This is a genomic window from Kosakonia sp. S57 (genome assembly GCF_016516575.1).
Lineage (GTDB): Bacteria > Pseudomonadota > Gammaproteobacteria > Enterobacterales > Enterobacteriaceae > Kosakonia > Kosakonia cowanii.
Genome location: NZ_JACVUL010000011.1, coordinates 112,071 through 124,416, shown reverse-complemented (window position 1 = coordinate 124,416; position 12,346 = coordinate 112,071). Strand labels below are relative to the sequence as shown.

Here is a 12,346-nt window from a genome sequence, read left to right as displayed (position 1 = left end):
GATTGGCCGCCAGCGCGACGCATAACAGAAATTCGCCGCAGTATAGCATGAAGACATCGCGGCTGTATGTGATGGAACTGTTGGAGGCTGGGTCACGTAACGTTATACTGCTTCTCTTTCTCTCTTAGTCAACTGTCGACACGCCTATGCCCGTTTTTGCCCTGATCGCTCTTGTTGCCTACTCAACCAGCATCGCGCTGATTGTTCCCAGCCTGTTACAAAAAAACAGCGGCTGGCGCAAAATGGCCATCTTTTCAGCGGTGCTTGCGCTTATGTTCCACGGCTTCGCGCTGAAAGAGCGCATCTTTCCTGATGATGGCGGTCAAAATCTCAGCCTGCTGAACGTCGGCTCCCTGGTCAGCCTGATGATCTGTACGGTGATGACCATTGTCGCCTCGAAAAACCGCGGCTGGCTGCTGCTGCCGATTGTTTATACGTTCGCGTTAATCAATCTCGCTTTCGCCATTTTCATGCCGAATGAGTTCATCACGCATCTGGAAACCACGCCCGGTATGATGGTGCATATCGGTCTGTCGCTGTTCGCCTACGCCACCTTAATTATCGCGGCCATGTATGCGCTCCAGCTGGCGTGGATCGATTATCAGCTGAAGAACAAAAAGCTGGCTTTCAGCAATGAAATGCCGCCGCTGCTGGTGATTGAACGCAAGATGTTTCATATCACCCAGGTCGGCGTGGTGCTGCTGACGCTGACGCTCTGCACCGGCCTGTTCTACATGCAAAACCTGTTCAGCATGGAAAATATCGACAAAGCGGTGCTCTCGATCATCGCCTGGTTTGTCTATATTGTCCTGCTCTGGGGCCACTATCATGAAGGCTGGCGCGGTCGCCGCGTCGTCTGGTTCAACGTCGCAGGAGCCGGTATTTTAACGCTCGCCTATTTCGGCAGCCGCGTCCTGCAACATTTCGTAAGTTAAAGCAAAGGAGTTCCCCCTGGAACACATCTCCACCACGACGCTGATTATTACGCTTATCATCATGGTCGTGGTTTCAGCCTATTTCTCCGGTTCAGAAACCGGCATGATGACCCTCAACCGCTATCGCCTGCGCCATATGGCCAAACAGGGCAACCGTGCGGCCAAACGCGTCGAAAAGCTGCTGCGTAAGCCCGATCGCCTGATTAGCCTGGTGCTAATCGGCAACAACCTGGTCAACATTCTCGCCTCGTCGCTGGCGACCATTGTCGGTATGCGCCTGTACGGCAACGCCGGGGTTGCCATCGCTACCGGTGTGCTGACCTTCGTGGTGCTGGTCTTTTCTGAAGTGCTGCCAAAAACCATCGCTGCCCTTTATCCAGAAAAGGTCGCCTTTCCCAGCAGCCTGCTGCTCGGCCCGCTGCAAATTATCATGCTGCCGCTGGTGTGGCTGCTGAACGGCGTGACGCGCATTTTGATGCGTATGATCGGCATTAAAGCCGATGTGGTGGTCAGCGGCGCGCTCAGCAAAGAGGAGCTGCGCACCATCGTTCACGAGTCGCGCTCGAAAATTTCCCGCCGCAATCAGGATATGCTGCTGTCGATTCTCGATCTGGAGAAGGTCAACGTTGATGACATCATGGTGCCGCGCAATGAGATCGTCGGTATCGATATCAATGATGACTGGAAATCGATTGTGCGCCAGCTGACACACTCGCCGCACGGCCGCATTGTGCTCTATCGCGACTCGCTGGATGACACCATCAGCATGCTCCGCGTGCGTGAAGCCTATCGCCTGATGACCGAGAAAAAGGAGTTCACCAAAGAGGTGATGCTGCGCGCCGCCGATGAAATTTACTATGTGCCGGAAGGCACGCCGCTTAGCGTTCAGCTGGTGAAGTTTCAGCGTAATAAGAAGAAAGTCGGCCTGGTGGTAGATGAGTATGGCGACATTCAGGGGCTGGTGACGGTCGAAGATATTCTTGAAGAGATTGTCGGGGATTTCACCACGTCTATGTCGCCTGCGCTGGCGGATGAAGCGACGCCGCAGAATGACGGTTCGGTGATTATTGACGGCAGCGCCAGCGTGCGCGAGCTGAACAAAGCCTTTAACTGGCGATTACCGGAAGATGAAGCGCGAACCATTAACGGCATGGTGCTTGAAGAGTTGGAAGAGATCCCGGCGGCAGGAACGCGCGTGCGCATTGAGCAGTATGATATCGATATTCTCGATGTGCAGGAGAACATGATTAAGCAGGTAAAAGTGATCCCGGTTAAAGCGCTGCGGGAGAGCGTTACAGAGTAAAAAAAACCCTCTCATCATGAGAGGGTTTTCGTTTTACGCTTTCGCTTTGGCGACGGTAACCATCGCGGCGCGAATAGTGCGGCCATTCAGGGTGAACCCTTTCTGCATCACACCCAGCACGTTGCCGGCGCTTACCTCTTCCGACTCGACCATCGCAATCGCCTGATGCACATTTGGATCCAGCGGAACGTTGGTGTCGGCAATCACCTCAACACCAAATTTCTTCACCACATCCAGCATGTTTTTCAGGGTCAGTTCGATACCTTCGACCATCGGCGCCATCTCGGCGTTCTCTTTGTCAGCCACTTCCAGCGCGCGATCCAGACTATCGATGACCGGCAGGAGTTCATTGATGAACTTCTCCAGCGCAAATTTGTGCGCTTTCTCGATATCCAGTTCGGTACGGCGACGCAGGTTTTCCATCTCCGCTTTGATACGCAGCACCGTCTCGCGCTCGCGGGTTTCCGCTGCTGCTAACTGCGCTTCCAGATTCGCAATTTTCTCATCGCGCGGATCCACCTGCTCAGCCGCGTCGTCAGGCTCAACTACCGCCTCAACGTCGTCGTGCTGTTCCTTGATAATTTCTTCCGGGGACTGCCCGTCAGGCGTTTTCTGTTCTTCACTACTCATGAATTTCTCCGCGTTTTTTTGCAATCATCTCGCTAACCTGCATTATTATGGGGATCCGTTTCCTGGATTCAAGGGAACAAGTCAGATTGTCATCATTCATTCGCCACAAGGACCCGCAGAAAATGACCCAACATTTCAAGTGTATTGGTATTGTCGGGCACCCGCGCCACCCTACCGCGCTCACCACACATGAAATGCTCTACCGCTGGCTGCATGCCAAAGGCTATGACGTGATGGTTGAACAGCGCATTGCCCATGAGCTGAAACTCTCGAATGTGAGGACCGGTACGCTGGCGGACATTGGGCAGCAGGCGGATCTGGCGGTGGTGGTCGGCGGCGATGGCAATATGCTTGGCGCAGCGCGCACGCTGGCGCGTTACGACATCAAAGTGATTGGCATCAACCGCGGCAATCTGGGCTTTCTGACCGATCTCGACCCCGATAATGCGCAGCAGCAGCTGGCCGATGTGCTTGAGGGTCACTACATCGCCGAGAAACGGTTTTTGCTGGAAGTACAGGTGTGCCAGCAAGATTGCCAGAAGCGCATCAGCACTGCGATTAATGAAGTGGTGCTGCACCCTGGCAAAGTGGCGCACATGATTGAGTTTGAAGTCTATATAGATGAAGTGTTTGCCTTCTCCCAGCGCTCGGATGGCCTGATTATCTCCACACCAACTGGCTCCACGGCCTACTCGCTCTCAGCAGGCGGCCCGATCCTCACCCCTTCGCTGGACGCTATTACGCTGGTACCGATGTTTCCGCATACCCTCTCGGCGCGCCCGCTGGTGATTAACAGCAGCAGCACCATTCGCCTGCGCTTTTCTCACCGCCGTAGCGACCTTGAAGTGAGCTGTGACAGCCAGATCGCGCTGCCGATTCAGGAGGGCGAAGATGTGCTCATCCGCCGCTGTGACTATCATCTGAATCTCATTCACCCTAAAGATTACAGCTATTTCAACACGTTAAGCTCCAAGCTTGGCTGGTCGAAAAAATTGTTCTGAAAAGCGGCTGCGGGGCTTTACTGTATATAATTCCAGTTTATACTGTACGAAAACACAGTTATGGTTTTTCATACAGGAAAGCAACCATGTTGGCACAACTCACCATCAGTAATTTTGCTATCGTTCGTGAGCTTGAGATCGATTTTAATAGCGGGATGACGGCTATTACCGGCGAAACCGGCGCAGGTAAATCCATCGCGATTGACGCGCTCGGGCTCTGCCTTGGCGGTCGCGCTGAAGCTGACATGGTACGCGCCGGCGCACAGCGCGCCGATCTGTGCGCTCGCTTTGCCCTGAAAGATACCCCTGCCGCGCAGCGCTGGCTCGAAGAGAATCAGCTTGAAGATGGACGTGAGTGTTTACTTCGCCGCGTCATCAGCAGCGATGGCCGCTCCCGCGGCTTTATCAACGGCACTGCCGTTCCCCTTTCCCAGCTGCGCGAACTGGGTCAGTTGCTTATCCAGATCCACGGTCAGCATGCGCATCAGCTGCTGATTAAATCCGAACACCAGAAAACCCTGCTCGATGGCTATGCCGGTGAGTATGCGCTCACTCAGCAAATGGCTGAGCGCTACCGCGCCTGGCATCAAAGCTGTCGTGAGCTGGCACAGCACCAGCAGCAGAGCCAGGAGCGCGCCGCGCGCGCTGAGCTGCTGCACTATCAATTGAAAGAGCTTAATGAGTTCAGCCCGCAGCCGGGCGAATTTGAACAGATCGATGAAGAGTACAAGCGTCTCGCTAACAGCGGGCAGTTGCTCTCCACCAGCCAGCATGCGCTGAACGTGCTTGCCGATGGCGAAGACGTTAACCTGCAGAGCCAGCTCTACAGCGCCCGCCAACTGCTTACAGAGCTCACCGGGATGGATACGCGTCTCTCCAGCGTGCTGGAGATGCTGGAAGAGGCGGCGATCCAGATCAGCGAAGCCAGCGATGAGCTGCGCCACTACTGCGACCGTTTAGACCTCGATCCGAACCGACTTTACGAACTGGAGCAGCGTATCTCCCGCCAGATCTCGCTGGCGCGCAAGCACCATATCGCGCCGGAAGAGCTGCCGCAGTTCCACCAGTCTCTGCTGGATGAGCAGCAACTGCTTGAAGATCAGGCGGATTCGCAGGAGACGCTGGCGCTGGCTGTTAGCCATCATCACCAGCTGGCGCTGGAGAGCGCGCAGCAGCTTCATGCGCAGCGCGTGAAGTATGCGCAGGAGCTCAGCCAGCTGATCACCGAAAGTATGCACTTACTCTCCATGCCGCACGGCGTGTTTGAGATTGATGTGGCGTTCAATGACCATACCCTGACTGCAGATGGTGCAGATCGTATCGAGTTTCGTGTCACCACCAACCCAGGGCAGCCGCTGCAGGCGATTGCCAAAGTCGCCTCCGGCGGTGAGCTGTCGCGTATCGCGCTGGCGATTCAGGTCATTACCGCCCGTAAGATGGAAACCCCGGCGCTGATCTTCGATGAAGTTGACGTGGGTATCAGCGGCCCGACTGCCGCCGTTGTCGGTAAGATGCTGCGCCAGCTGGGCGAATCAACACAGGTTATGTGCGTGACGCACCTGCCGCAGGTGGCCGGTTGCGGACATCACCACTTCTATGTCAGCAAAGAGACCGATGGCGCAATGACGGAAACCCATATGCAGCCGCTGGATAAACGTGCGCGTCTGCAGGAGCTGGCCCGTCTGCTGGGCGGCAGCGAAGTGACGCGTAACGCGCTGGCGAATGCCAAAGAGCTGCTGGCAGCGTAAACTTTTCGGTAATATGACGGTCTGACTTCTCGACAAAACGACAACAGACCCGGCCACAAAGGTTTTAAACTGGCGAAAGGTCTATTATTATCGGCATATTACATATGAGCCACGTACTGTTCGGGCCCGAAAAGGAATCAAATCACTATGCGCTGTAAAATGCTGACTGCTGCCGCAGCGGTTCTTCTGATGTTGACCGCTGGTTGCTCCACTCTGGAACGCGTGGTTTACCGTCCGGATATCAACCAGGGGAACTACCTGACGCCCACCGACGTTGCTAAAATCCGTGTGGGTATGACGCAACAGCAGGTTGCGTATGCACTGGGAACCCCGATGATGAGCGATCCGTTTGGCACCAATACCTGGTTCTATATCTTCCGTCAGCAGCCAGGCCATGAAGATGTGACTCAGCAGACGCTGACTCTGACCTTCAACAGCAACGGCGTGTTAACCAATATCGACAACAAACCGGCACTGACCAACCAGCGCTAAGTTTGTAAAAAGCGGTTAAACACCAGCTGGTTTAACCGCCTGTAAAAGAAAAAGGTGCTCAGTGAGCACCTTTTTTGTATCTCGCGTCAGGCTAAGCTGTTACGACTTGTTTGCCGCTTTCTCGTTCGCCGCTTTTTCAGCGCGCTGGCGACGCAGCTCTTTCGGATCGGCAATTAGCGGGCGGTAGATCTCCACGCGGTCGCCGTCATTGACGTTGTCGTGCAGCTTCACCGTCCGGCTGTAAATACCAACCTTGTTCACCTTAAGGTCGATATCTTCGCGCAGTTCCAGCAGCCCGGACGCGCGAATCGCCTCTTCGACGGTCGCGCCCACCTCCAGCTTCACCCGCAGCAGATACTGCTTCTCCGGCAATGCATAGGCAACCTCAACGGCAATTTTACCCGGCACGGTAAACCTCTTTCGCGCGATGGGTAAACGCCTGCACCATGTTCGCGGCCAGCTCTTTGAAGATGCGGCCGAAAGCCAGCTCAATCAGCTTATTGGTAAACTCGAAATTGAGCTGAAATTCCACACGGCAGGCATTCGAGCTGAGCGGGGAAAAGGTCCAGCCGCCGCTCAGGGACTTAAACGGGCCATCCACCAGGTGCATCAAAATGCTTTTGTTAGCTTCCAGCGTGTTGCGCGTGGTAAAGGTCTTGCTGATCCCCGCTTTCGACACGTCCACGGCCGCCGTCATCTCCGTCGGGCTGGAGTCGAGAATTCGGCTGCCGGTACACCCCGGCAGAAACTGCGGGTAGGCGTCCACATCGTTCACTAACTGATACATCTGCTCAGCGCTATAGGGCACCAGCGCAGTACGGCTAATCTGAGGCATAAGGTTTTCCGCATTCACACAATCGTTAAATAATAACATCTCCCCCGGTTGAAAGGAAAACGCGTTGCCCTAACTCATGCTAAGATAACCCGTTCAGCCTCACAGGACGCAATGAGGTCAGTTTCAGATATCAGATTACCGGATGGCTCCACGATACTATGACGAAGAAAAAAGCATATAAACCAGGTTCAGCCACCATTGCGCTGAACAAGCGCGCCCGCCATGAATACTTCATTGAAGAGGAGTTTGAGGCCGGGCTTTCACTGCAGGGCTGGGAAGTAAAATCCTTACGTGCCGGTAAAGCCAACATTGGTGATAGCTACGTGATCCTTAAAGATGGCGAAGCCTATCTCTTTGGTGCCAACTTCACGCCGCTGACCGTCGCCTCCAGCCACTATGTTTGTGACCCGACGCGCACGCGCAAACTGCTGCTGAACCAGCGCGAACTCGATTCCCTCTACGGCCGCATCAACCGCGAAGGTTACACCGTGGTTGCGCTCTCTCTCTACTGGAAGAACGCCTGGTGTAAAGTGAAGATCGGCGTGGCGAAAGGTAAGAAACAGCACGACAAACGTACCGATGTGAAAGAGCGTGAATGGCAGCTCGATAAAGCACGCATCATGAAAAACGCGGGCCGCTAAGTGCTCGCCCGCGCTGCCCTCTCACCCCGGGAGAGGGCATCAACTCTCCGCCCTACCGCTCCCGCAGCGCTTCATTAAGTTTATTCAACGGTTTAATCAGATAATCCATCACCGATTTTTGCCCGGTTTTAATCTCCACATTGGCGATCATCCCCGGCAGAATAGGGAAACTTTTGCCGCTGCGGTTCTTCAGCTCCGCGCTCTGCGTGCGGACATAAACACGGTAGTAAAACTGATCGCGCCGTACCTCATCCTGCAAGGTATCCGGCGACACCACCTCTACTGTCCCTTTCAAATCGCCATAGATGGAAGAGTCATAGGCCGTCACCTTCACCGTCGCCGGTAAACCGGGGCGAATATAGGCGATATCGCGCGGGTTGATGCGCGTCTCCACCAGCAGTTGATCCTCCAGTGGTACAATCTCCATCAGCTTGCCGCCCGGCTGCACCACCCCGCCAACAGTATTGATCTGCACATCTTTAACGATCCCGCGCACTGGTGAGTTAAGCACCGCGCGATCCAGCTGATCCGCTTTGCCCGCCATCACCTGTAGCTGCGCATCAAGATCGGCATTATTTTTCACCTGCTCTTCGCGGGCGCGCACCGCAAACTGGTTACGCGCCTCGTCGATTTTTCCCTTCAGCTCCGTCGCCTGGCGTTGCAGGCGGATCACCTCGACATCGCTCGCTGCGCCCTTTGCCACCAGCGGCTGCGTCATGCGCAGCTCCGACATCACCAGCTGATGCGTTTTTTGCAGATTCGCCACCGTCTCATTGAGGTTGCGCCGCCGCGACTCATACAGTTGCCGTTCGCGGGCGACCAGATCCGGCTCGCGCATCGACTCAGCGCTAAAACGCAGCGGCTCGCCGGTCAGCTCTGAGCGCAGACGTTCGCTGGAGGCGCGCAGTGCCCGCACCCGCGCCGCCGCTTCGCCATAGTTAGACTGAAAACGGGTCGGATCGAGCCGCGCCAGCATCTGCCCGCGCTCCACAATATCGCCCTCTTTCACCATCAGGGCGCTGACAATCCCGCCATCAAGGCTTTCGATCACCTGCGCATGAGTTGAGGGGGTGATTTTGCCGGTGCCGACCGTTACCTCATCAAGAATGGCAAACGTCGCCCACGCAATAAACACCACCAGGCCAAGCAGCGTCAGCCAGATCACCGACGAGTAGAAGCGCCCCTGACGCGCCAGCTCATCCTGCATTGAGAGTTGACTCATTTCCCGCTCCTCAGACGATGGACGCCACGTTACTGTTGCGCGCCGCCTGTTTCAACAGCGTATCGCGCGGCCCATCGGCCACCACTTTGCCGTTCTCCATCACCACAATCCGATCCACTAAGTTGAGCAGCGCCGGGCGATGAGTTACCAGCACCAGCGTGCGACCGGTGAGCCACTGTTGTAGCTGGCGGATCACCCACGCTTCCAGTTGCTCATCCATTGAGGCCGTTGGTTCATCCAGCAGCACAATTTGCGGATTGCGCACAATCAAACGGCTCAGCAGCACCATCTGCCGCTGCCCGCCGGAAAGCCCGCGTCCGCCCTCATTAATCAGCCGATCGAGGCTGGCGGCATCCTGCTGCACAAGGTTGATCGCCCCGCTGATGCGCAGCGCCTGAATAAGCTCCGCCTCGGTAGCATGCGGATGCCCAAGCATCAGGTTCTGGCGCAGCGTACCGAAGAAGAGGCGCGAATCCTGCGACAGATAACCCACCTGACGGCGCACGTCGGTCGGATCGATATGCGCCATATCGACGCCATCAATAATCACTTTCCCTTTGCTGGCCTGCGCCTGGCCGGAGAGCAGTTTTAACAGCGTTGATTTTCCGGCGCCGGTTTTGCCGAGGATCGCCACCCGCTCGCCCGGTTTGATCTCCAGTTCATTAATATTGATCGCCACATCGCCCTTCTCTTCGTCATAGCTGTACTGCATCTGCTGCAACTGAAAATGGCCGGCCAGCACCGGGCAGTGCGCCATCTTCTTGTCTGCCTCTTTATCGAGTGGCTTTTTCAGCAGATCGTTAAGGCCGCTCATCGCCGATTTGGCATGCTGCCAGCGGGAGAAGACCATGGTGAGCTGCATCAGCGGCGCAATGGTGCGTGACGAGAGCAAGCTACAGGCCACCAGCGTCCCGGTAGTAATGTCGCCATCGATCACCAGAAAACAGCCAAACACCAGCATCCCGGCATAGGTGATCTGCTGCACCGTCGAGGCCCAGCCGCTCAGCCGTGCGCCCCATACGCGCTGCTTCATGCCAACATTGGCTCCCACGGCGTGGGTGTTTTCCCACTGCCGCTGGAAGTAGGGCTCCGCCTGTAACGCTTTAATGTCCTCCACCCCTTCGATGGACTCCACCAGCACTGCGTTGCGGATCGCACTCTCGCGCATCCCGGCTTTCGCCAGCTTCGCCATCGGCCACTGCACCAGCAGCCCGGGGATGATAATCAGCGGAATGGCAACCAGCGGGATGATCACCAGCGGGCCGCCGACCAGCGCCATAATGCCGAGAAACAGCAGCACAAACGGGATATCCATCGCCGCGCCGACGGTAGTGGAGGTAAGCAGTTCGCGCACCTGATCAAGCTCGCGCAGCTGGGAGATAAACGATCCGGTCGATTTAGGTCGCGCATCGTTTTTGATCGCCATCGCGCGGGCGAAAAAGAGCGACGAGACATTAAGGTCGATATGTTTGCCCATAATGTCAGAGACATGGGTACGCGCGAGGCGGATAAAGAACTCCAGCGCCGCCGCCAGCAGGACGCCGAAAAACAGCACCCATAGCGTCGGCAGTGACTGGGCCGGGATCACCCGGTCATAAACCTGCATCGAGAAGAGAATACCGGCCAGCGCCAGCACGTTGCCGACCACCGAGGCGAGGGCGATCTCCGTAAGCTTGCGTCCGCTATGGCGGAAGTGCTTCCAGAACCAGTGCGCCTCCCACGGGCGGGTAAAATCATCGATACGCGAATCGCGCCCGCGCGCGGCGATGCCCAGCATCACCACCTCAGGCTTCACGCGGGTGAGCAGCGTCTCCAGCGGCTCTTCGCGCACCAGATCGCCGCCGTTATCGAGCCAGTAGGTCGCCAGCCCGTCGGCATCGAGCGACTCGAGCAGCAGCAGCTCACCGCTCTCCAGTTGCACAATCACCGGCAGGTTTTGCCCATTCCAGCGCATGCGGGCGAGCGGCACACTGCGCACCTGCAACCCCATTAATCCGCTCAGGCGCTCCAGCTTTGCGCTAAGCGGCAGCGCTTCAAACCAGCGCATCTGTTGGCGCACCGCGGGCGCATCGGCGGGCAGGCCAAAGCGTCCTGCCGCGCGCACCATCACATTAATCCAGCTTTCGGTATCCGGCTCTTGCATTACCACTCCTGTGTTGTGCGCTTACAGCGCGGGCAGGTCATCGCCCACGGTACGACTACGTTCAACCCCCAGCATATCGAGCAGGTTGTCTGCCGCGGCGGCATAGCGCACGGCGGCATCCCAGGCGTCATAGCGCGCGGTAATCGACGCGGTATCTGCCTGGAAGACATCCTGTTCAATACTGAGCAGGTCGTTCAGGCTGCGCTTGCTCAGCCGGTACTCATCGCGGTAGACGCCGCGCGCCCGCCCGGCGCTGTTGGCCTGCGCCTCGCCCGCCTGCTGGCGCAGCTGCGCGCCGGTCAAATCGGCCCACGCCGTGGCCGCCCGCTGGTTAACATCCAGCTTGCTGGCCTCCACCGCCGCCTGCGCATTGGCGCGATCGCCCTGCGCGGCATCGACGCGGGCGCTCACCGCCCCGCCCTGATAGAGCGGGGCATCAACCACCAGTTGTACCTGGTCATCCCAGTAACTGCTTTGATCGTTTTGATAACGCGTGCGCCCCGCCTGCACTGAGAGCGTCGGCCAGTGCTGCGCCTGCGCCTGGCGAATACGCTGCTCGGCCGCCTGCTGTTTCGCCTGTGCGCTGCGCACGCTGTTGTTGCGCTCATAGGGCAGCGCATCGAGGGTGATATTTTGTTTGAGGAGATCTTCAGGCAGGTCGGGCAGGTTATCGGCAACCACGCCGGTCAGCACGCTGAGCGCCGCCTGGGCGGAGCGCATCTGCGCCTCATATTGCGCCAACGTAGCGTTCATCCCGGCGATGCGAGACTGCGCCTGCAGGCCATCGGAAGCCGAGCTTAATCCTGCTTCGGAGCGCAGCGTCGCCATCTCCAGCACGCTCTCCAGCGAGTGGATATTGTTGCGTGCCGCGTCAGCCAGCGCCTGGTAGCGCTTGACCTGCAAATAGGCTTGCAGGGTCTGCATCCCTACCTCATTGAGCGTGCTGTAGAGATCGTAGCGCCAGGCATCAGAGAGATTGTGCTGCTCATCGATGCTGCCGCCGGTTTTGCCAAAATCGTAGAGCAACTGGCGTAAGGTGACGCCGCCGGAACCGTTGTTATTTAATGACCCCGACGAGTCGGTACGGTGCGAGCGCCCAAGATTGCCCTGCAAAGAGAGCTGCGGGAACCAGGCGCTCTCCGCTTCGGTTAAATTGGCTTTGCCCACGCGGATCTGTGCGGCCGCCTGGGCAATTTTTGGATTACGGGCAAAGGCGCGCAAAATCGCGTCTTTGATCGTCAGCTGCGCCGCGCGCTGTTCGCTCGGCGCCCTCTGCCAGCGAAAATCCTGCTCTTCGCCGGGTGCTGCTAATAAACTCGTAACGGGCATAACCAATAACAACAACCCTACCGCTCTTTTCATTCATCCACCCCTGATGTGCCCGTAATGACCTCTT

Annotated in this window: 12 protein-coding genes; 6 read left to right on the top strand and 6 right to left on the bottom strand. The window is 57.1% G+C overall.

Features of this window, described 5'->3' with window-relative positions; translation table 11 throughout:
- The first annotated feature begins 146 nt into the window (after positions 1 to 146).
- Both IAE48_RS12865 and IAE48_RS12860 read left to right on the top strand, forming a co-directional pair.
- Positions 147 to 935, top strand: coding sequence for an inner membrane protein YpjD (locus tag IAE48_RS12865; RefSeq protein WP_139966966.1), 789 nt, complete (start codon positions 147 to 149; stop codon positions 933 to 935).
- A 16-nt stretch (positions 936 to 951) separates the two neighbouring features.
- Positions 952 to 2,238 (top strand): HlyC/CorC family transporter, encoded by a 1,287-nt coding sequence (locus tag IAE48_RS12860; RefSeq protein WP_094421679.1) that lies wholly within the window; start codon positions 952 to 954, stop codon positions 2,236 to 2,238.
- 33 nt (positions 2,239 to 2,271) lie between these two features.
- On the opposite strand, the gene grpE is transcribed toward IAE48_RS12860, so the two are convergent.
- Positions 2,272 to 2,868 carry a nucleotide exchange factor GrpE gene (gene grpE, locus IAE48_RS12855; RefSeq protein WP_157737683.1) on the bottom strand — a complete coding sequence of 199 codons (597 nt, stop codon included), beginning with the start codon at positions 2,866 to 2,868 and terminating at the stop codon, positions 2,272 to 2,274.
- Between the two features lie 122 nt (positions 2,869 to 2,990).
- Here grpE and nadK point away from each other — a divergent pair, with 122 nt between their 5' ends.
- The 3 genes from nadK to bamE all read left to right on the top strand — a co-directional run bounded on the left by nadK (position 2,991) and on the right by bamE (position 6,109).
- A complete protein-coding gene (nadK, locus tag IAE48_RS12850) occupies positions 2,991 to 3,869 on the top strand; it encodes an NAD(+) kinase (RefSeq protein WP_042712406.1) in 879 nt (292 codons plus the stop codon).
- A gap of 86 nt (positions 3,870 to 3,955) precedes the next feature.
- Positions 3,956 to 5,617: a DNA repair protein RecN gene (gene recN / locus IAE48_RS12845; RefSeq protein ID WP_139568126.1), complete on the top strand. Its 1,662-nt coding sequence runs from the start codon at positions 3,956 to 3,958 to the stop codon at positions 5,615 to 5,617.
- 147 nt (positions 5,618 to 5,764) lie between these two features.
- Positions 5,765 to 6,109, top strand: a complete 345-nt coding sequence (bamE, locus tag IAE48_RS12840; RefSeq protein ID WP_023480683.1) for an outer membrane protein assembly factor BamE — start codon at positions 5,765 to 5,767, stop codon at positions 6,107 to 6,109.
- Between the two features lie 99 nt (positions 6,110 to 6,208).
- On the opposite strand, the gene IAE48_RS12835 is transcribed toward bamE, so the two are convergent.
- Together IAE48_RS12835 and IAE48_RS12830 are read right to left on the bottom strand one after the other, a co-directional pair.
- Positions 6,209 to 6,517: an RnfH family protein gene (locus IAE48_RS12835; RefSeq protein WP_042712412.1), complete on the bottom strand. Its 309-nt coding sequence runs from the start codon at positions 6,515 to 6,517 to the stop codon at positions 6,209 to 6,211.
- The gene (locus tag IAE48_RS12830; protein WP_200134630.1) at positions 6,507 to 6,944 is read right to left on the bottom strand and encodes a type II toxin-antitoxin system RatA family toxin; all 438 of its coding nucleotides are present in this window, start codon (positions 6,942 to 6,944) and stop codon (positions 6,507 to 6,509) included. Before IAE48_RS12830 ends, IAE48_RS12835 begins: the two co-directional genes overlap by 11 nt.
- 158 nt (positions 6,945 to 7,102) lie before the next feature.
- On the opposite strand from IAE48_RS12830, the gene smpB reads away from it, so the two are divergent.
- A complete protein-coding gene (gene smpB, locus IAE48_RS12825; RefSeq protein ID WP_023480573.1) occupies positions 7,103 to 7,585 on the top strand; it encodes an SsrA-binding protein SmpB in 483 nt (160 codons plus the stop codon).
- Between the two features lie 52 nt (positions 7,586 to 7,637).
- Here the strand turns inward: smpB and IAE48_RS12820 are convergent, their stop codons facing one another.
- Genes IAE48_RS12820 through IAE48_RS12810 form a run of 3 tightly spaced genes read right to left on the bottom strand, consistent with a single transcriptional unit; the run spans position 7,638 to position 12,279 of the window.
- Positions 7,638 to 8,807: an HlyD family efflux transporter periplasmic adaptor subunit gene (locus IAE48_RS12820; RefSeq protein WP_042712414.1), complete on the bottom strand. Its 1,170-nt coding sequence runs from the start codon at positions 8,805 to 8,807 to the stop codon at positions 7,638 to 7,640.
- 10 nt (positions 8,808 to 8,817) lie between these two features.
- Positions 8,818 to 10,950 carry a type I secretion system permease/ATPase gene (locus IAE48_RS12815; RefSeq protein ID WP_042712416.1) on the bottom strand — a complete coding sequence of 711 codons (2,133 nt, stop codon included), beginning with the start codon at positions 10,948 to 10,950 and terminating at the stop codon, positions 8,818 to 8,820.
- Between the two features lie 21 nt (positions 10,951 to 10,971).
- Positions 10,972 to 12,279: a TolC family outer membrane protein gene (locus tag IAE48_RS12810; protein ID WP_233631582.1), complete on the bottom strand. Its 1,308-nt coding sequence runs from the start codon at positions 12,277 to 12,279 to the stop codon at positions 10,972 to 10,974.
- Positions 12,280 to 12,346 lie beyond the last annotated feature (67 nt).

Coding starts and splice junctions, on each gene's coding strand:
- IAE48_RS12865 (WP_139966966.1), top strand. CDS start 147: ATGCCCGTTTTTGCCCTGATCGCTCTTGTTGCCTACTCAACCAGCATC.
- grpE (WP_157737683.1), bottom strand. CDS start 2,868: ATGAGTAGTGAAGAACAGAAAACGCCTGACGGGCAGTCCCCGGAAGAA.
- nadK (WP_042712406.1), top strand. CDS start 2,991: ATGACCCAACATTTCAAGTGTATTGGTATTGTCGGGCACCCGCGCCAC.
- recN (WP_139568126.1), top strand. CDS start 3,956: ATGTTGGCACAACTCACCATCAGTAATTTTGCTATCGTTCGTGAGCTT.
- bamE (WP_023480683.1), top strand. CDS start 5,765: ATGCGCTGTAAAATGCTGACTGCTGCCGCAGCGGTTCTTCTGATGTTG.
- IAE48_RS12830 (WP_200134630.1), bottom strand. CDS start 6,944: ATGCCTCAGATTAGCCGTACTGCGCTGGTGCCCTATAGCGCTGAGCAG.
- smpB (WP_023480573.1), top strand. CDS start 7,103: ATGACGAAGAAAAAAGCATATAAACCAGGTTCAGCCACCATTGCGCTG.
- IAE48_RS12820 (WP_042712414.1), bottom strand. CDS start 8,807: ATGAGTCAACTCTCAATGCAGGATGAGCTGGCGCGTCAGGGGCGCTTC.
- IAE48_RS12815 (WP_042712416.1), bottom strand. CDS start 10,950: ATGCAAGAGCCGGATACCGAAAGCTGGATTAATGTGATGGTGCGCGCG.
- IAE48_RS12810 (WP_233631582.1), bottom strand. CDS start 12,279: ATGCCCGTTACGAGTTTATTAGCAGCACCCGGCGAAGAGCAGGATTTT.